We start from the raw sequence: 18,553 nt of genomic DNA, 5'->3' as shown, positions 1-18,553 counted from the left end.
AGGGATTCCGACGATGCTGCGGGCGGTCCGGTGCCGCCACCCTCGCCTTGAAACAATCGACGGTTGGGCCATCTTTATTCATACCGAAACGACGGAAGCGAAATGATTGCCGCGTTTTGACCTGCGTCGCGAACTCAGCAAGGGACGCCCAAAATGACAATCGCAAACAAACTGAAGGACTATATCGACCGGAAAGGGATTTCCTACGATACTGTCGCGCATCATCGCACGGCCACAAGCAGGCAGGCCGCCATAGCCGCGCACGTGCCCGGCAGCATAATGGCCAAATCGGTGCTCGTTCACCACGATCTGGGTTATGCGCTGGCCGTGGTCCCCAGCACACATAGGATCGAGCTCGGCGCGTTGCAGAAGGTCATGGACAAGAATCTTGGACTCGCCACCGAAGATGAAGCGGTTTCGCTCTTTGGCGATTGCGATACCGGCGCCATTCCGCCGATCGGCGCGGCCTACGATGTGCCGGTAGTCCTTGACGAAAGCCTTGGCGGTGCCGCCGATATCTATTTCGAGGGCGGCGATCACAGGACGCTGGTGCGTGTCAGCGGCAAGGATTTCCGTAACCTGACTATGGGCGCCCACCAGGCCCGCTTCAGCCATCCGGCTTACTGAAGCCGGAAAGGGCTCTGATCAACCTGCACGCACCGGTCCTTGCCGGCGCGGCAGGGAGTTCATCGAGGCGCCGGTCCGGCCGTCGGCGGCGGTTCCACGACCTTGCGGTAGACATGCCAGGTAGCGTGACCGAGGATCGGCAGCACGATCGCCAACCCCGCGAATACTGGCAGCGTGCCGATGATCAGGGCGACGGCGACAATCAGGCCCCATACCGCCATCACGATCGGGTTCGCCAGCACCACGCGCACCGAGGTGTGGATGGCTTCATAGGCGCCGACATCTCGCTCGAGCAACAACGGGAAGGCGACGACCGTCGTGCACAGCACGATCGCAGCGAAGACGAAGCCGATGGCGTGCCCCAGGATGATGAGCGTCCAGCCGCGTCCTGTGGCGAATATGTCATTGATGAAGCTGGAGAAGGATTGCGGTGGGGCGGGGCCGAACAGGTGTTGGTAAAACGCCTGCGCAGTCAAAAGCCAGGCGATGAAGATTGCAAGCAGCATGATCGCAACCGCGGCGATGGCTGGCAGCGCCGGAGAATTCCTGACCTCGAAGGCGGCCCTCCATGAGGCGTCTAGCCCGGCTTCCCGTCGCCGGCTGATCTCATAGAGGCCGATTGCGGCGAATGGACCAATTAGCGCAAATCCGGACACGAGCGGAAACAACAATGGGAGCGTGTTATTGCCTGATGTCCAGACTGCAAGCACGACCCCCGCAAGCGGGTAGATCAGGCAGAGAAAAATGATGTGCGACGGTTTGACCATGAAATCGTCGACGCCGCGCCTGAGCGCATCGAAAAGGTCGGTGACACCGATCTTGCGAATTCTGGTGTGCTCCAGCGTCTCGCTGGCGCCTGCTATGACGTGAAAGCTTGCCATGACCATTCCTCCAGACAGGTCTGGTAAGGCCGCGGTTTCACGGTGCTGCCGTTCTGCATGACTGGCCACGCAAACCGCGACCTGCACCAGGATCAATATACTCTCATGCGAGCGACTTGTCGCGCTTTGTAAGAAGGTTGGGTAAGAAGGCCCGGTCGCCTGTCTAGCTCTGGACGCCTTTCTTCGATATTCTCCTCAAGTCGAAGGTGAAGGGTCATGGACGGAAGGACAGTTCTCATACTCGGCCTTGGCGTCGTTGTTCTGATGCTGCTGGGTTTTTGCGCACTGCCGACGTAATGTTTTGCGCCGGCGTCAATGGCCGGCTGATGCGATCGTACGCATTACAATAGTGTCGGCAAGTAACGTTGCAAAGATCGCGAACAGATAGAAAATCGAATAAGAAAACAACGCCTTTGCTTGCTTCATCTCCTTGTCGGGGATGGTGAGCACCTTGCAGGCGCGCCAGACGAATCCCGCACCCAAGACGGTCGAGACAGTCCCGTAATATCCGCTCGCGAATCCAAAGGCCCAGGGAAGCACGCCGATTGGCGCCAGAACCAGCGAATAGGCCAAGATTTGCTTTCTGGTCGAGGGTTGGCCAGCCACGTTCGGCATCATGGGGACGCCCGCCGCGGCGTACTGTCCGACCTTGAACAGGGCTAGCGCCCAGAAATGCGGTGGTGTCCAGAGGAAAATGATCAGGAACAGAATGATGCTTTCAATGCCGATGGCGCCGGTGGCAGCAGCCCACCCGATCACCGGAGGAAGAGCGCCTGCCGCGCCACCTATGACGATGTTCTGCGGTGTCGAGCGTTTCAGCCAGATCGTATAGATGACGACGTAGAAGAAGATGGTGAATGCCAGCAGCGATGCGGCAAGCCACCCCACCAGCACGCCGAGCACCGTCACCGAAAGTGCGGAAAGCACCAGACCGAAGCCGAGGGCTTCGCCTGGCGCGACGCGGCCCGACGGGATTGGCCGCTTGGACGTGCGAGACATCAACGCATCTATGTCCGCGTCGTACCACATGTTGAGCGCCCCGGCCGCGCCTGCTCCCATCGCAATCGCACTGATGGCGATCACCGCGATGACCGGATTCGTCGGGCCAGGCGCCGTCATTAGGCCCACGAAAGCAGTGAATACGGCAAGCGCCATGACCCGCGGTTTTAAAAGCGCGAAGAAATCACCCGCCGTCGCTTCCGGAAGGCGGATGACGATATCCTTGAGGCGGCTTTCCCTAGTCGACATCTCAGACCGATGGAAGCAAGAAACCTAGGCCATGATCCCGAACCGAAGGCACGCGTGAGCGAAATTGAAACCCGGTTTTTGCTTACGCGGCCCCTTCGGGTTCGGACGAGATCACGGCGAACGAGAGGATAGACGCATGGCGGAGGAGAAAGTCACTTGGAGAACGTTTTCAAATAGGCGATGACGTTGGTCACGTCTGCATCGTTCTTGAGGCCGGGAAACGCCATCTTGGTGCCTTTGACCATAGCCTTGGGATCGTGAAGATAGGTCATCAGTGTTGGTTCGTCCCATTTGACGCCGGATTTGCCGGCCGCAATCATGGCGTCGGAATATTTGAAACCGGGATGCGTACCGGCAGTGCGGCCGATGACGCCGTGCAGCGATGGACCGATCTTGTTCTTGTCCTCGTCCGCAATGTGGCAGGCCTTGCATTTGGTGAAGACCTTCTCGCCAGCCGCAGTATCCTGAGCCTGCGATGGATTAGCGACGAAGGTTGCAACAAACACGACGGCGAAAAATGCGGCTAAGCGCATGACTTTTTCCTCCCTGATCGTCAAATGCGCCTGAGACGATCTGGTATAAGCCAGCATCGTCAGCGATGCGCCTTGTACGGCAGAACAGATTGTCCGCTTCTCCCATATGAAATTGCGGCCTCTATATACCACGGAATCTGGCCGGCAGGTAGAAGAGGTCGACCTACAAAGGTTTAGGTTGTCCGCAGCGGATCAAGGCATAGCAGCGTTGCAGCTGCCGGCGAGCTGGCTGACCGCTTCATCAAATCCGGTCAGGTCGAAATCGGCGTGGCCCCGCCCCGACAGCAGCCCGAAGCGCCACGAAAGCTGGAGCCGGTTCGCGGCGGTAAGGCGCTTTATGCCGTCGGCGCCATCGCGCACCAGCATGCGGCCGCGCGGGCCGACCAACCAGCTCTCGTCGAACTTGTTGTCGTCGTCGACGGTGACCGACATGGTGATCTTGCGATTGGCCGAGACGGTGTCGTTCAATTGCAACCATTCGGTCCAGCGCGGTTGGCTGTCCGGGCGGCAGGCGATGGTCAGGATCGGGCTATAGCTCAGGGCGCCACCGCCGGTGATCAGCTTGTTGGTGGCATGGACCGAAGCCGTGACAAGGCCGTCATCGTCCGTGCCGATGCGCCAGGTGCCGGCATCGGCCTGGGCGAAATCGCAGGCAAGGGCCAGGACGATCGCCAAGGCGACGACGCGTCGCGTTTCGAAGAATAGGCTCAACCGCCCCTCCAACAACCCTGTGGTTTGCAGCAGGAGCGCAGATAGTGATCAATGCTTGGTATCGACAATGGTCACCGTCCGCGAAACGGATTGGCTGTTGCAGTTTCGCAACGAAAAAGGCCGCCTCGAGGGGCGGCCTTCGTCAGTTCCATCAACTCGGGATTTACTCGGCGTCCTTGGCGGCCTTTTTCTTCGGCGCTGCCTTCTTCTTCGGCTCTTCCGCGTCATCGCTCTTCTTGTCTTCAGTCTTCTTCGACGCGGCCTTCTTCGCCGGCTTCGCCTTGGTCGCGGTCTCGGCTTCCTCGTCGTCGGCCATCAGCTCTTCCTTGCTGACCTTGACGTCGGTGACCGAGATCTGCCCGAGCAGGTGATCGACCACCTTCTCCTCGAACATCGGCGCGCGCAGCGCGTTCAGCGCCTCGGGATTGTTGCGGTAGAACTCGAAGGCTTCCTGCTGCTGGTTGGCCGGGAAGCGACGAACCTGCTCGAACAGACCGCGCTGCAATTCCTCGTCCGACACGGTGACCCCGGCCTTCTCGCCGATCTCGGCCAGCACAAGACCAAGGCGCACGCGGCGCTCGGCGAGCCGCATATATTCGGCGCGCGCTTCTTCCTCGGTCGTCTCTTCATCGGCGAAGGTGCGGCCGGCCGCTTCCAGATCGCGGTTGACCTGCGCCCAGATGTTATTGAACTCGGCCTCGACAAGCCTCGAAGGCGCCTCGAACGAGTAAGCCGCGTCAAGCTGGTCGAGCAGCTGGCGCTTGACCTTCTGGCGCGTCATCGAGCCGAACTGGCTCTCGATCTGGCCACGCACCACATCGCGCAGGCGCTCCAGCGATTCCAGGCCGAGGTTCTTGGCGGTCTCATCGTTGATTTCGAGTTCGCCCGGCTTGGACACTTCTTTGACCGTGACGTCGAAAGTCGCTTCCTTGCCGGCCAGATGCGCCGCCTGGTAGTTTTCCGGGAAGGTCACGGTGACCTGCTTTTCATCGCCGGCCTTGGCGCCGATGAGCTGATCCTCGAAGCCCGGAATGAATTCCTTGGAGCCAAGCACCAGCGGCTGATCCGTGCCGGCGCCGCCGGCAAAGGCCTCGCCGTCGATCTTGCCGACATAGTCGATCGTGACGCGGTCGCCTTCGGCCGCCTTGCCGGTCTTCGGCTCGTAGCTGCGCGCCGATTCGGCGACGCGCTTGACCTGCTCGTCAATCTCCGCGTCAGGGACGTCGAACACCTGGCGCGTCACCTTGATGTCGGAAAAATCCTTGATCTCGATGGGCGGGATGATCTCGTAGTTAAGGCGGAATTCGAAGTCGGCGCCGCCGGCCAGGATCTTCTCGGCTTCCTTCTCGTCCTCGGTCATGATGACTTCGGGCTGCATGGCGGCTTTTTCGCCGCGGCCCGAAATGATCGACCGGGTCGAATCGTTGAGGATCTCGTTGACCACTTCGGCCATGAACGACTTGCCATAGACCTTGCGCAGGTGCTGCACCGGCACCTTGCCGGGACGGAAGCCGTTGATGCGAACCTTGTTCCTGGCGTCCGTCAGCCGCGCCATCAGCTTGGCTTCCATGTCACCAGCCGGCACGGTGATCTTGATCTCGCGCTTGAGACCGGAATTGAGTGTTTCGGTGACCTGCATCGTAAAACCTTTGTTTTCACCAATGAGGCTGCCAAACGGCTCTCTGCCGTTCACAGCCTGCCGGTATAATCTTGCCGGGAATGGCTTTTGGTACGGAACCTGGCGATTTGACCTGAAATACGGCTCAAACTCTTCCAAACTGCGTTCCAAAATGTGAATAAGTCTTTGTTTTTCCTACTTCTTATCACATTTTGCAGAAGCGGATCGTCGCGTCCCGTCACATTCGACACGCCTTTTGTCACAGGCGAGGCCAATTTTCAACCATCTTCGCGTTTAGGCGAATAACCATCATTTCGGCCCTGACATTGACAGAATGATGGCTAATGGGATCGCCAGACCGTGCGGGCGTGACGGAATTGCCAGACCCTCAGGTCGCGGCTGGCGGCTGCCGCGATATTCAAAGGACGATGCGGTATTCCACCTCACTCCCAAGACCTCGACAAGGCCGCCGAGGCTCTGCTACAGCCCGCCCGAGGCGCGTGTGGTGGAACTGGTAGACACAGCAGGTTTAGGTCCTGCCGCCGCAAGGCTTGGGGGTTCGAGTCCCTTCACGCGCACCACTGCCGCATGGCATCGGATAGTCCACTAGCGCACAGGCGCTGGCAGGAAATCAGGACACTGCCTAGGCGAGCTTCTTGATACGTCCCTTGTCGAGGCGGAAGATGCCATCGTTACCGCCTTGGCGCTGGAAATCATCCTGCAATTCGTCCCATGTGCCAAGATACTGACCGCAGTCGTCGCACCGGATGCCCGTCGAAGGTTCGGCATCGGCAGGAATCCGCAGCCTTATTGTGCCGCAAAAAGGACACTCCAACTGGTGATCCAAGTACCCGGTCGCCATGGGCTTTCCATCTTTCTGAATGCCACCGCCAGCGTCGAGAATATACCTACCACGCAACACAATCCAGTGGCGAGACGCTAGCGCCTAAAGGACGCCCCTGAGGTCGATTAGACGTAAGCTTCCAAGGCTTGAGCCTTCGAGGCCGCACCGCCCTCCCCGTTCAAGCTATGGATGGCAGCCCACCCCTGCACACCTTAATATAGAGGCTCCTGAAACAGCGTCTTGTCGCCGTCCACCAGCGCCTTGATCTGGGCGGTGCCGTCGCTGGCCAGTGCAAGACGGATCCCGAACGGGCGTACCCGCATGTCGTTCTGGATTGCCATCCCCTCGCCTTCCGGCAGGTAGAACCGTTCGATGCCGTAATCCGGCGCGATCGTCAGTCCCTCGCCGCGAAGATCCCAGCCTCCGGCGACATGACCGCGAATATCGGCCTCGTCGGCACCGGTCGGTGTCGGCGCCGCGCCGAACCACGCGGCGCTCGGCGTCCAGTAGCCGTCGGCGTTCTTCTTCAGACGGACGACGATCGAGGTGTCGTCGCTGGAAAGTTTTCCGGCCGGGATGTTGGCGATCATCTTCACCGGTATGCGCGAGATGTCGTAGCCGAGGATGATATGGTCGCCGCGCAGCAGGTCGCGCGGATCGACAGGCTCGATCTTCAGCAGCACTTCCTTGCCGCTGCGCAGGATCGCCGCCCGGCCGGCGATGATCCAACCCAGGAAGCCGATCTGGACGAGCGCCAGCACCAGCGCCGAGATGACGAGCCTCTTTCCGGTCATCATGCCGTGGCTCCTCCGGTGGCCGGATCCTTCATGCGTTTCTCCACGCGGATGATGACGATCGCCAGGATGCCAAGCAGCACCGCCGCGGCAAGGAAGAAGCCGGCGGTGTCGAGCATCGACTGCAAGGTCACGACATAGATCATGGCGAGTTCGAAGGCGAAGCCGAGATAGGCAAGCCAGCGCAGGCCACGGCTCTCGCGCCCCGCGAGCACAATGGCGGCGACAATGCCGGCCAGCGCGACGACCGAAGCAATGGCGAAGCCTCTGTCGTAGCTGCTTTCGCCGGCCAGTTCGAACTGGATGATGGCCAGTCCGGTGAGGAAGCCAAGCAGAGCATGCAGCGGCAAGCGGCCGCCAAGCTGCACGATCCGGTCTACCGGTTCCGGCGCGAAGAGGGAAGCCACGAACAACAATACCGATACGATGACCAGCGGGATCGCCACAGGCAGCGTCTCGTGATCCACGGCGACCAGCACAAGATAGAAGAGCAGCGACAGGATGATCAGGTGCCGCGCCGCCTGGCTGCGGGTCCAGAACGAGACGGCAAACAGCACAGCCGCCATGACGAGGAAGAGATGCGGAAATTCGCTGCGATTGAAATAGTCGAACCCTTTCAGGAACAGCCAGGCGTCGGCGATGCCGACCGCGGCGACGGTCAGCGGGTTGGACCGCAGCGCCACCGCCGCCAATGCGGTGCCGGCGCCCCAGGTGATCAAGGCCGAGGCCTCGTCGCCCGACAGATGGTACATCTGGCCGATCAGCGCGATCGAACCGCCGAAAGCCGCCGCCGCCACGATCCACAACGCCTCGCCGATCGCCGCGTGGTCGCGGGTTTTCAGCACTGCACCGCCGACATAGCCGCCAAGGATCACGGCAAAGAGCGCGGCAACGCGCGCCAGCCGCGGGATGGCTTCCCAGTTGGCGGCGACGAAGATCAGGATGGCCGCGCCGAACAGCAGCGCCGCCATCATCGCCAGGATCGAACCGAAGCTCAACGACTGGCGCGCGTTGATCTCGACGTCGCGCCGCAATGCATCGGCCGTCGGGGCGTCGATCAGTCCGGCCTCAAGCCATCGCGCAATGTCCGACCTGACCCGTGTCGCGTAGCCCGCCATGCTTCCCCCTGCTGCTTGGTCGGTTTTTCAGCTGGAGCTGCCAAACCGTTGACGTCACGGCACTTTCTGATTCTGGCTTCTTTGTGTCAGGTCCGCGAAGGCTTGTTAATGTTGCATTGCACAATTTGCATTGCTGCCATGCAGCCATAGCGCTTTTAAATCGATATGGGCCCGCCTATTTATGGTTTGTACACAAACGGAATGATCCGCAAGAAAAGACGAAACGAGAAATACCATGAACCTGATCCGCAACTACCGCAACTGGCGCCGCTACCGGGACACAGTTTCCGAGCTGAGCCGCCTGAGCAACCGTGAACTGACCGACCTCGGCATCAGCCGCAGCGACATTCCTTACGTCGCTCGCAAGGCGGTCTAATCCTTCGGACCGCGAATGGTCCGAACCAGTTTCGAGAAGAGCATGACAATGAACCTGATCCGCAACTATCGTAACTGGCGCGTTTATCGCGAGACGGTTACCGAGCTGGGTCGCCTTTCCAACCGCCAGCTGCACGATCTCGGCATCGTCCGCGACGAAATCAAGATCATCGCCCGCCAGGCGATCTAACAACGGAATTTCGCCAGGGTCGACCTCCTCCCCGACCCTGACGAATACGGTCACCCCTTACCTCCTCCCAAGGGTTGACCACCAAAACGGCGCCCGCCGCACCTCCTCCCGCGGCGGGCGTTGTTTCTCGGAGCAAAACGAGTTTTGCTCCAGAGGCTTCGCCCCTCTTCAAAATGGCGAAAAGAATTTCGTCAAAGCCGACCTCCTCCCCGGCGATGACGGATAGGCCCGACCTTCACCTCCTCCCGAAGGTTGGCCACCCAAACGGCGCCCGCCGCACCTCCTCCCGCGGCGGGCGTTGTTTCCCCGGAGCAAAACGAATTTTGCTCCAGAGGCTTCGCCCCTTTTCAAACGGCGAAAGGAATTTCGTCAAAGCCGACCTCCTCCCCGGCGATGACGAATACGGTCGGCCTTCACCTCCTCCCGAGGGTCGACCCCCAAAACGACACCCGCCGGACCTCCTCCCCCGGCGGGTGTTGTTGTTTTCAGGGCAGCCTTCGCCGCCGCGGCCATGTCGTTCCAGGCGCAGCAATTGCAATCGTCCCGCCAAGCGATTATTCCGGCGCTCATGAGCAAAAACCCCATCCACATCATCGGCGGTGGCCTCGCCGGATCCGAAGCCGCATGGCAGGCAGCCCAAGCCGGCGTTCCCGTTGTGCTGCACGAAATGCGGCCCGTTCGCGGCACAGAGGCGCACAAGACCGACGGTCTGGCCGAACTCGTCTGCTCCAATTCCTTCCGCTCCGACGACGCCGAGAACAACGCCGTCGGTCTTTTGCATGCCGAAATGCGGCTGGCCGGCTCGCTGATCATGAGCGCCGGCGACGCCAACCAGGTGCCGGCCGGCGGGGCGCTGGCCGTGGACCGCGACGGATTTTCCGACGCGGTGACGGCCAGGATCGAGGCACATCCGCTGATCTCCATCCAGCGCGAGGAGGTTCCCGGCTTGCCGCCGGTCGAATGGGACCAGGCCATCATCGCCACCGGCCCGCTGACCGCACCGTCGCTTGCCCAATCGATCGCCGAGGCAACCGGCGCCGATGCGCTCGCCTTCTTCGACGCCATCGCGCCGATCATTCATTTCGACACGATCGACATGGACACCTGCTGGTTCCAGTCGCGCTACGACAAGGTCGGGCCCGGCGGCACCGGCAAGGACTACATCAACTGCCCCATGGACAAGGACCAGTATCTTGCCTTCGTGCAGGCACTGGTGGACGGCCAGAAAACAGAATTCAAGCAATGGGAAGGCACGCCCTATTTCGACGGCTGCCTGCCGATCGAGATCATGGCCGAGCGTGGCGTCGAGACGCTGCGCTACGGGCCGATGAAGCCGATGGGCCTGACCAATGCGCACAATCCAACCGTCAAGGCCTACGCCGTCGTGCAACTGCGGCAGGACAATGCGCTGGGCACACTCTACAACATGGTCGGCTTTCAGACCAAATTGAAGCACGCCGAGCAGGTGCGCATTTTCCGCACGATTCCTGGTCTGGAGAACGCCGAATTCGCCCGCCTCGGCGGCCTGCATCGCAACACCTACATCAACTCGCCGACCTTGCTCGACGCCTCGCTGCAGCTGAAGTCGCGCCCGGGCCTGCGTTTCGCCGGCCAGATCACCGGTTGCGAAGGCTATGTTGAAAGCGCCGCCATCGGCCTGCTCGCCGGCCGCTTCGCCGCTGCCGAGCGGCTCGGCCACGCGCCGTCGCTGCCGCCACTCACCACGGCGTTCGGAGCGCTGCTCAGCCACATCACCGGCGGACACATTGTTTCAGACGACGAGCCGGGAAAGCGCTCTTTCCAGCCGATGAACGTCAATTTCGGCCTGTTCCCGCCTGTCGAGGCGGTGAAGATCGAAGGCAAGCGCCTGCGCGGCAAGGACAAGACGGTCGCCAAAAGGCACGCGATCACGTCGCGTGCGCTGGGTGATTGCCGGCAATGGCTGGGGCTGCCGGCGCAAGCTCAAGCGGCGGAATAGCCTTTCAGATTGGCTTGCCGCGGAAAGTAGGATAGTATCCTACTCGCTCGATCATTGGAGTCATCGCTTGGAACCAGCCGAGAAACTGTCCGTCACCGTCACGCCCGCCATGGCGCGCATGATCCGCGAAAAAGTCGAGGACGGTTCCTTCGGCTCGGCGAGCGAAGTCATTCGCGCAGCACTTCGCGCTTTCCAGCGCGAAGAGGACGAGCATGCCGAACGCATGGCGTCGATCCGGGCGCGGGTAAAATCTTCGATTGAGGACACAAGGCCGAACCTTTCCGGAAAAGAGGTTCGCGACCAGCTTAAGAAATTCGCTGAGCAATATTCGAGCCGCATTGATGATTCGGCGGCTTGAGGTCGAGTATCGCGAAAGTGCCAAAGACGATCTTACCAACATTTTCAGATACATAGTTGAGTCGGGCGGAAGCCCCAACGCGGCGCTGAGATTCGTGCTTCGAATTGAAGACCATTGTCAAAACATCGGCAACGCACCTCGTGGCGGTCGCCTGCGCGACGACATCGTGCCGGGACTGCGAACCGTTCCGTTCGAGCACTCCGCCGTCATAGCCTATAATCGAGAGCGACATCATTCGCGTCGTCAACATCTTCTACAGTGGCCGCGACTACGAGACATTGATGCGAGATGGCGGATCGAGTGGCCTTTCCTAGAAAGGGCTACGAAATAACTACTCGGCCGGCTCGGCACGCGCCGGTCGCAGCCCGGGCTTCCCGGCCTCACCCGGATTTCGCCTGACATAGGCTGCTTTCAGGCTCTCGGAGGTTTCGCGCGAGCCGTCATGGCTCCAGCCGGGCGGCTTGATCAGGTAGTTCAGGCGGTCGCTCAGGGTCAGATCAGGTGCGAAGGCATCCCTGAACATGCCGATCCATTCGTGGAAAGCCACTTTCAGCGGATTGAAGGTGCCAAGATTTTTCACGATGCCGTAGCGCGGGCGGTCCTCTTCCAACTCTTCGACGAAGGTGGCGAACATGCGGTCCCAGATGATCAACGTGCCGGCGTAGTTGGCGTCAAGGTAGCGCGGATTGGTGGCGTGGTGGACGCGGTGGTGCGAGGGCGTGTTGAAGACGAATTCGAACCAGCCCCACATCTTGCCGATCGTCTCGGTGTGGATCCAGAACTGCCAGATAAGGTTGAAGCCGAAGGTGAAGGCAATCACCGCCGGATGGAAGCCGAGCAGCACCAGCGGCGCCTGCAGCACGAACATGAAGGTGAACAGGCCCGTCCAGCTCTGCCTGAGTGCCGTCGACAGATTGTAGTGCTGGCTGGAATGGTGGTTGACGTGCTCGGCCCACACCCAGCGCACCCGATGCGCGATGCGGTGGTAGATGTAGTAGCGCAAATCATCGAGCAGGAAGGCCGCCAGGAACACCCAGATCGACAGGCCGAGGTTGAAGAAACGGAACTGCCAGAGCCACAGCAGCGCCCAGTAGGAGACGACGCCGAGCAGCAGCCCGGCGACGACATTGCCGGTGCCCATCATCAGGCTGGTCAGCGTGTCGTGCGTCTCGAACGAGCCCTTGGCCCGGCCGGTGCGCACCAGCCACAGCTCGATCAGGATGACGGCAACGAAGAACGGGATGGCGAGCTGGGTAACCTGCGGGAAATTGTAATCGCCCATCACGCGGCCTCCTTGGTCGAACTAGGATGCTGCGGCTGAAGAACTCTTAGCACAGCGTGCGCGTCGGCAGCGTTAGCGAAGGTGAAGTGACCGCCTTTCCAGGTGAAATCGGCAAGGCGCAGCGCAATCGTCCCGGCACCATCGTCACTCCGCGCCAATACATCGCGCGGCGTGATGATACGCGTCAGGAAACGATCTCCGATGGCATGGACGATGCCAAGGCGCCCTCGCCCGAGTTCCAGGAACGCGGTTCGGCCATCGGATGTGAGGTGGATGGCGGCCGCCGGTTCATCCGGAAAATCCTCGGCAAAACGCTCTCGCGCCTGCTCTGCATCGGCCAGCCTGGCCTTGCGGCTGCCGCCGGTGAAATGAACGGCGGCGACCGACAACGCGATGCCGAATACGACGATCACGACCAGCACGGGCAGGCTCATGGACAGGCATCTCCTCCAGCCGGCCTGTTGTCTTGGCAACAGTTCCGGTTGAGCGATCCCTTATCACAATTGACGTTTACGTCAAACTGCTGGCCAGCCCACCATGGCGCGACGCAGCATGAGCCAGTGGCGGCGCATGGTCGAGAGTCGCACCGTGCCGTTGAGCGGCGGACCGCGTTCCATTTTCGTCAGGTAGGCTCGTGACAGGACCAGTGGCAGAAAGGCCGGGCGCAGCGAAGCCGGCAAATCCGATGCGCCTTTCTCGAAGGCCGAGAGATGCTCCCGCGCCAGCGCGATCATGGCGGCGACGGCGCGCTGCGCACCTGGTCCACCATGGTCGGTGACGAATTCCTCCGGAGACGAACCCGCCGCGGCCAGGATATCGGCCGGAACAAAACACTGTCCGCGACTGCGGTGCAGCGGCAGCAGGAGCAACAGTCCCGTAATCGCCTGCGCGCAACCGGCCCTACCGGCCAGTTCGGCGAAACGTGGCGCCACTCCTGGATCCAGCACCATTGCCGCCAGTTGAATAAGCGCGGCTGCCGTTTCGCCGCAATAGCCTTCGAGATCGGTTCGCGACGGCATCGGGTCGTCATAGAGGTCGAAGATGCGGGCCTCGAGCATATTCTCGAATGCCTGTTTCGGCAGGCCGTACCTGGAAATCGTGGCCTTCAGCACATCCGCGATCGGATGGCCCGTCTCGGACCCTTCGGCTGCGATGACATCGCGCCACCATTGCAACCGCACCTCGCCCGGCAAGGCCTCGCGGATGCGATCCCGAATGCCCGCGATTTCGGCATTGAAGGCGTAGAGCGAAAACAGCGCTTCGCGCTTGTCCGTCGGCGCGTAGAGCGCGCTGAGATAGCGGTCATGGTCGGCGGCGCGCACGGCGCCCATGACGATTTCGCCCTTTTGGTCCACGTCAGTCGACGGCGATCAGCGCGGCGGCTACCGCGCGATCCTCTGCGAGCAGGACATTATATGTCCGCACCGCTGCACCGGTCGCCATCGGGTCGGCGGCTATGCCCGCGGTCTTCAAGGCGGCGCGAAGCCCCGCCGGCAAGGGTCGTAAATCCTTGCCCGTGCCGACCAGCAGGATTTCGATCTTCTCGGCCTGGGCCAGCAGCCGTTCGAAATCCGCCACCGTCAGCGCAGATGGGTCCGCCGGCTCCCAGCCATGGATACCCGACGGCAGGCACAGAAGCGAACCGCGATGCGACATGTCGGCGAAGCGGAAGCCGCCATTGCCATACGCCTCGATAGGGGCGCGGCCGGGGAAATGCGCCTCGCGGATGACGATGCCTTTGGCCATCCCTGCCGATCCGCCCTTCGGGTCGCGCGTCAGGTCGCGACCGCCTTGCCGCCGCCGACCGGCTTTTCCTCGTCCGAGCTCGTGGCCTGCGGCCGCAGCTTGAACAGGATCAGCAGCGGCGCGGCGATGAAGATCGACGAATAGGTGCCGAAGATGACGCCGAACAGCATTGCCATCGTGAACGAGCGGATCACCTCGCCGCCGAACAGCACCAGTGCCAGGAGCGCCAGGATCGTCGTCACCGAGGTCAGCGTCGTTCGCGACAGCGTCTCGTTGATGGCGTTGTTGAGGAGCTGCGGCAGCGGCATCTTCTTGTATTTCCTGAGATCCTCGCGAACGCGGTCATAGACCACGATCGTGTCGTTCAGCGAGTAGCCGATGATGGTCAGGATCGCCGCCAGCGACGATTGGTTGAACTCCAGCCCGGTTATAACGAAGAAGCCTATGGTCATGACCACGTCATGGACCGTCGCCACGATGGCGCCGACCGCGAACTGCCATTCGAAGCGGAACCAGACATAGATCAGGATACCCACCAGCGCGACCAGCATGGCGATCGTGCCTTGCTTGGCCAGTTCTCCTGACACGGTCGGTCCCACCACCTCGACGCGGCGGAAATCGTAATTGTCCTGCAACTCGCCACGAACCTTGTCGATGACGGTCTGCTCGGCATTCTCGCCGCCGTCCTGCGTGCCGACACGGATCAGCACGTCATTCGGCTCGCCGAACTGCTGCACCTGCACTTCGCCGATATTCAGTTCCGAGAGCCTGGCTCTGATGTCGGCAAGATCGGCATTGCCGCTCTTGGACTTCACCTCGATCAGCGATCCGCCCTTGAAATCGATGCCGTAATTGATGTCGACGGTCATGAACAGCACCACCGACAGGACCGACAGCAGGCTCGACAGCGCGAAGGTCCAGCGGCGGATGCCCATGAACGGGATCTTCGTGCCGGGCGGAATGAAGGTCACCGGCGCCCGCGGCAATTCCTTCGGGCGCGCGCGGCGCAGCCAGATGGACACCAGCAGCCGGGTAAAGGTGAAGGCGGTGAACACCGTGGTCAGGATGCCGATGGCGTAGGTGATGGCAAAGCCCTTCACCGGCCCCGTTCCGAGATAGAACAGCACCACGGTCGCGATCAGCGAGGTGACGTTGGAATCGACGATCGTCGCCAGCGCCTTCGAGAAGCCGGTGTCGATCGCCTGGATCACCGAGCGTCCGGCGCGCCGCTCCTCGCGGATGCGCTCATAAATCAGCACGTTGGAATCGACGGCCATGCCGATGGTCAGCACGATACCGGCAATGCCTGGCAAGGTCAGTGTCGCGCCAAGCAGCGACAGCAGTCCGACGATCATCGCCACGTGCACCGCCAGCGCGATGTTGGCGAGGAAGCCGAGGAAGCCGTAGGCGACGAACATGAAGGCGACGACAAGGATAGAGCCGATGATGCCGGCGACCTTGCCGGCATGGATCGAATCCTGGCCGAGGCCCGGACCCACCGTGCGCTCCTCGATCACGGTCAGCTTTGCCGGCAGCGCGCCTGCGCGCAGCAGGACCGCGAGGTCATTGGCGCTCTCGGCCGTGAAATTGCCTGAGATCTGGCCGCTGCCGCCCAGGATCGGCTCGCGGATCTGCGGCGCCGAAATCACCTGGTTGTCGAGGATGATGGCGAACAGCTTGCCGACATTCTGCGATGTCGCCTGCCCGAACCGTGTCGCGCCGCGCGAGTTGAAGGTGAAGGAAACCACCGGCTCGTTGGTCTGCGAGTTGTAGGTTGCGGTCGCTTTGGAGAGGTCTTCGCCGGAAACGATGACGCGGTTTTCGATCAGGTAGGGAACCGGCGGATCGTCCTGCGAATAGAGGATCGATGAACCGGCCGGCGGACGGCCCTTCAGCGCATCCTGCACCGGCATAGACTGGTCCACCATCTGGAAGGTCAGCTTGGCGGTCTGGCCGATGATTTCCTTCAGCCTTTGCGGGTCCTGCAAACCGGGCACCTGCACCAGAATGCGGTCGTCGCCCTGCCGCTGCACGATCGGTTCGGTGGTGCCGAGTTCGTTGACGCGGCGTTCGACGACTTCGATCGACTGTGCCAACGCAGCCGACGTGCGATATTTTATGCCGGCGTCGGTGACGGTGAATTTGAGCAGGCCGGGCTCGGAATCATCCAGCGCCATCTCCTGGACGGAGCCGCCGGTGAACAGGCTGGCGGCGACCGGATCGGTCAGCGGCTTCAGTGCCGTCTTGGCCGCATCGAGCTGGTTCGGGTCCTGTATGCGGACCTGTACGGTCCTGCCCGTGCCCGCCAGGCCGGTATAGCCTATCTTGGCCTCGCGCAGCAGTGTCCGGATCTCGTCACGCGTCGTCTCCAGCTGCGCCTTCACCAGATCGTTCTGATCCATCTGGAGCAGGATGTGCGAGCCGCCCTGCAGGTCGAGGCCGAGCGTCATCTGCCGCTTGGGCACCCAGCTCGGAAGCTGCGCCAGCGTGCTTGCGGGAATGAGATTGGGCGCGGCGAGGACCACTGTGGCGGCCACGGCCAGCCAGATCAGGATCATCTTGAAGCGCGAGAAATAAAGCATCAGTTCTTATCCGTTCAGGCGTACAAGCGGCAGCATTCCGCCATCGGTTCGGTTCGCGGGCCCGTTTCTCATTCTGAGCACGGCCGGCCCTATCGTGCTTCTTCAGCGATTGTCAATCTTGCCGGCAATGGGCCGGTTCGCAACAGCATGGCGATGGTGTTGGCTTCCCGGACAGTGAAATTGCCCGAGACTTGACCGTAACCACCATCGATGGGCTCGCGAATGACAGGTGCTGAAATCACGTGGTCATCCAGGATCACAGCCAATGGCTTGCCCACATTTTGCGTTGTAACCTGTTTGAACCGTGCCGCGCCTTTGGCGCCAAACCGGAACACGACAACCGGTTCGTCATTTTGCTGCCCACTGTAAGTTGGGCGGGCGTCGAGCACGTCCTTATCCGAGAGGATGACCCGATTCTCGACCAGGTAAGGAACCGGCGGATCGTCCTGCGTATACACCACCAGCGAGCCAACAGGCGGGGAACCGCTGATCGCATCGTTCACCGGCATCGAAAGGTCAACCAAATGGAAGCTCAGGCGACCAGGCCGGGTGAGAATTTTTTCCAGCGTTTGCCGATCGGCGATGTCTGACGTCTGAACAAGTATGCCGTCTTGGTCCGCTGGTTGGGCCACCGTGCCGGCGACACGCAGATCTTGGAGACGATTTTTGATGACCTTAATCGACTGAGAAATCGCGTTAGAGGTCTGATACTTCAAACCCGCATCCGTCAGCGTGAATTTGAGCAAGCCGGCTTTGCCGGAATCCAGCGTCATTTCCTGAACGCGGCTGTCCGGGGCAACATCCGTTACCGTCTTGAGCGCTGTCTTTGCCGCCTCAAGCTGAGCCGGATTCGTGATGCGCACCTGCAAGGTCCTGCCCGACACAGCAAGCCCCGTGTAGCCGATCCTGGCCTCCATCAGAAGCGCCCGGACATCGCCACGCGCAATCTTCAGCCGGCCGTCGATCACATCCGCCACCACCAGATGGAGCAGGAGATGCGAACCGTCTTGCCCTGCTCGAACGACTGCCGGACTGTCGGCAGGCCGCTCGGGCCGCATGGCATGCGGACTGGCGGCGAAAAGGTTGGACGCGTCGAAGACGGTCATCGTGGCTACGGCAAGCCACGTCAGCATCATCTTCAGGCGCCAAAAATGAGACATATGCCGTCGCTTGTCAGGGCCCCGTCCGCGGATCGCTCCGCCTGGAATTTGGTTATTTCTTGGCGTTCTGGTTCGCTACCGGCTCGCCCTTGACGCGCACGTCGGCGATCGTCGAGCGCAACGCCGTCACCTTCGTGCCGCCACCGAGGTCGATCTCGAGCTCATGGTCGTCGATCACCTTGGTCACCTTGCCGACGAAGCCGCCGCCGGTGACGACCGTGTCGCCGCGGCGCACGGCCGCCAGCATCTCGCCGCGCTTCTTCAGCTGCGTGCGCTGCGGCCGGATGATGAGAAAATACATGATCACGAAGATCAGGACGAACGGCAAAATGCTGATGAACATGTCGGGAGAAGCCCCAATGCCTTGGGCATATGCCGGTGTCACGAACATCGAGGTACTCCTGAATTTTGAAAACAGCCGCCAAACGGTTCAGTGGATTTGGCAGCCCCGCGAAATTTGGCCGGAATATAGTCGGTAAAGTTGCCAATGCAACTGCGTGGCCGGGCA

At 61.3% G+C, this 18,553-nt stretch carries 21 protein-coding genes and 1 tRNA gene; 7 read left to right on the top strand and 15 right to left on the bottom strand.

Features of this window, described 5'->3' with window-relative positions; translation table 11 throughout:
* Nucleotides 1–153: 153 nt before the first annotated feature.
* Complete coding sequence (locus tag FJ953_RS05185) at nucleotides 154–627, top strand: aminoacyl-tRNA deacylase (RefSeq protein WP_140495790.1); 474 nt, start codon at nucleotides 154–156, stop codon at nucleotides 625–627.
* Nucleotides 628–686: 59 nt separating this feature from the next.
* On the opposite strand, the gene FJ953_RS05180 is transcribed toward FJ953_RS05185, so the two are convergent.
* The 5 genes from FJ953_RS05180 to tig form a co-directional block, all read right to left on the bottom strand.
* Nucleotides 687–1,508 carry a DUF2189 domain-containing protein gene (locus tag FJ953_RS05180; protein WP_140495789.1) on the bottom strand — a complete coding sequence of 274 codons (822 nt, stop codon included), beginning with the start codon at nucleotides 1,506–1,508 and terminating at the stop codon, nucleotides 687–689.
* 312 nt (nucleotides 1,509–1,820) lie between these two features.
* Nucleotides 1,821–2,756 (bottom strand): heme o synthase, encoded by a 936-nt coding sequence (locus tag FJ953_RS05175; RefSeq protein ID WP_140555298.1) that lies wholly within the window; start codon nucleotides 2,754–2,756, stop codon nucleotides 1,821–1,823.
* Nucleotides 2,757–2,908: 152 nt separating this feature from the next.
* Nucleotides 2,909–3,289, bottom strand: coding sequence for a cytochrome c family protein (locus FJ953_RS05170; protein WP_140495787.1), 381 nt, complete (start codon nucleotides 3,287–3,289; stop codon nucleotides 2,909–2,911).
* A gap of 192 nt (nucleotides 3,290–3,481) precedes the next feature.
* Nucleotides 3,482–4,000 (bottom strand): hypothetical protein, encoded by a 519-nt coding sequence (locus tag FJ953_RS05165; RefSeq protein ID WP_140555296.1) that lies wholly within the window; start codon nucleotides 3,998–4,000, stop codon nucleotides 3,482–3,484.
* A gap of 163 nt (nucleotides 4,001–4,163) precedes the next feature.
* Nucleotides 4,164–5,639, bottom strand: coding sequence for a trigger factor (tig, locus tag FJ953_RS05160; RefSeq protein WP_140495785.1), 1,476 nt, complete (start codon nucleotides 5,637–5,639; stop codon nucleotides 4,164–4,166).
* Between the two features lie 475 nt (nucleotides 5,640–6,114).
* Between tig and FJ953_RS05155 the strand changes: the two genes are divergently transcribed.
* Nucleotides 6,115–6,199: transfer RNA gene (locus tag FJ953_RS05155), tRNA-Leu, on the top strand.
* A gap of 62 nt (nucleotides 6,200–6,261) precedes the next feature.
* Here FJ953_RS05155 and FJ953_RS05150 read toward each other — a convergent pair.
* The 3 genes from FJ953_RS05150 to FJ953_RS05140 form a co-directional block, all read right to left on the bottom strand.
* On the bottom strand, nucleotides 6,262–6,480 hold the full coding sequence (locus FJ953_RS05150) for a hypothetical protein (protein WP_140495784.1): 219 nt from the start codon (nucleotides 6,478–6,480) through the stop codon (nucleotides 6,262–6,264).
* Nucleotides 6,481–6,674: 194 nt separating this feature from the next.
* Nucleotides 6,675–7,259, bottom strand: a complete 585-nt coding sequence (locus FJ953_RS05145; protein WP_140555295.1) for a GDYXXLXY domain-containing protein — start codon at nucleotides 7,257–7,259, stop codon at nucleotides 6,675–6,677.
* Entirely contained in the window at nucleotides 7,256–8,374 is a 1,119-nt protein-coding gene (locus FJ953_RS05140; protein WP_140555293.1) for a DUF2157 domain-containing protein, read from the bottom strand. The genes FJ953_RS05145 and FJ953_RS05140 overlap by 4 nt, the downstream gene beginning before the upstream one ends.
* Nucleotides 8,375–8,609: 235 nt before the next feature.
* Between FJ953_RS05140 and FJ953_RS05135 the strand changes: the two genes are divergently transcribed.
* From FJ953_RS05135 to FJ953_RS05115, 5 genes are all read left to right on the top strand, one after another.
* The gene (locus FJ953_RS05135) at nucleotides 8,610–8,750 is read left to right on the top strand and encodes a DUF1127 domain-containing protein (protein WP_013531315.1); all 141 of its coding nucleotides are present in this window, start codon (nucleotides 8,610–8,612) and stop codon (nucleotides 8,748–8,750) included.
* 48 nt (nucleotides 8,751–8,798) lie between these two features.
* A complete protein-coding gene (locus FJ953_RS05130) occupies nucleotides 8,799–8,939 on the top strand; it encodes a DUF1127 domain-containing protein (protein WP_013531314.1) in 141 nt (46 codons plus the stop codon).
* A 568-nt stretch (nucleotides 8,940–9,507) separates the two neighbouring features.
* Nucleotides 9,508–10,917, top strand: coding sequence for a methylenetetrahydrofolate--tRNA-(uracil(54)-C(5))-methyltransferase (FADH(2)-oxidizing) TrmFO (gene trmFO / locus FJ953_RS05125; RefSeq protein ID WP_140555292.1), 1,410 nt, complete (start codon nucleotides 9,508–9,510; stop codon nucleotides 10,915–10,917).
* Between the two features lie 67 nt (nucleotides 10,918–10,984).
* Nucleotides 10,985–11,275, top strand: coding sequence for a type II toxin-antitoxin system ParD family antitoxin (locus FJ953_RS05120; RefSeq protein WP_140517110.1), 291 nt, complete (start codon nucleotides 10,985–10,987; stop codon nucleotides 11,273–11,275).
* Nucleotides 11,259–11,606, top strand: coding sequence for a type II toxin-antitoxin system RelE/ParE family toxin (locus FJ953_RS05115; RefSeq protein ID WP_318013603.1), 348 nt, complete (start codon nucleotides 11,259–11,261; stop codon nucleotides 11,604–11,606). Before FJ953_RS05120 ends, FJ953_RS05115 begins: the two co-directional genes overlap by 17 nt.
* On the opposite strand, the gene FJ953_RS05110 is transcribed toward FJ953_RS05115, so the two are convergent.
* The 7 genes from FJ953_RS05110 to yajC form a co-directional block, all read right to left on the bottom strand.
* Nucleotides 11,607–12,557 carry a sterol desaturase family protein gene (locus FJ953_RS05110; protein ID WP_181174999.1) on the bottom strand — a complete coding sequence of 317 codons (951 nt, stop codon included), beginning with the start codon at nucleotides 12,555–12,557 and terminating at the stop codon, nucleotides 11,607–11,609.
* A complete protein-coding gene (locus tag FJ953_RS05105; protein ID WP_140521028.1) occupies nucleotides 12,557–12,991 on the bottom strand; it encodes a type II secretion system protein in 435 nt (144 codons plus the stop codon). Before FJ953_RS05105 ends, FJ953_RS05110 begins: the two co-directional genes overlap by 1 nt.
* Before the next feature lie 81 nt (nucleotides 12,992–13,072).
* Nucleotides 13,073–13,888: a phytoene/squalene synthase family protein gene (locus tag FJ953_RS05100; RefSeq protein ID WP_140623388.1), complete on the bottom strand. Its 816-nt coding sequence runs from the start codon at nucleotides 13,886–13,888 to the stop codon at nucleotides 13,073–13,075.
* Between the two features lie 25 nt (nucleotides 13,889–13,913).
* Nucleotides 13,914–14,303, bottom strand: a complete 390-nt coding sequence (locus FJ953_RS05095; protein ID WP_140495776.1) for an Mth938-like domain-containing protein — start codon at nucleotides 14,301–14,303, stop codon at nucleotides 13,914–13,916.
* A 29-nt stretch (nucleotides 14,304–14,332) separates the two neighbouring features.
* Nucleotides 14,333–16,885 carry a protein translocase subunit SecDF gene (gene secDF / locus FJ953_RS05090; protein ID WP_140495775.1) on the bottom strand — a complete coding sequence of 851 codons (2,553 nt, stop codon included), beginning with the start codon at nucleotides 16,883–16,885 and terminating at the stop codon, nucleotides 14,333–14,335.
* Nucleotides 16,886–16,974: 89 nt separating this feature from the next.
* Nucleotides 16,975–18,045 carry a hypothetical protein gene (locus FJ953_RS05085; protein ID WP_140623387.1) on the bottom strand — a complete coding sequence of 357 codons (1,071 nt, stop codon included), beginning with the start codon at nucleotides 18,043–18,045 and terminating at the stop codon, nucleotides 16,975–16,977.
* A gap of 52 nt (nucleotides 18,046–18,097) precedes the next feature.
* Nucleotides 18,098–18,436, bottom strand: a complete 339-nt coding sequence (gene yajC / locus FJ953_RS05080; RefSeq protein ID WP_140495773.1) for a preprotein translocase subunit YajC — start codon at nucleotides 18,434–18,436, stop codon at nucleotides 18,098–18,100.
* Nucleotides 18,437–18,553: the final 117 nt, after the last annotated feature.

This window comes from Mesorhizobium sp. B2-3-6 (assembly GCF_006442305.1).
Taxonomy (GTDB): Bacteria; Pseudomonadota; Alphaproteobacteria; order Rhizobiales; family Rhizobiaceae; genus Mesorhizobium.
This window is presented reverse-complemented; position numbering and strand designations above follow the sequence as displayed.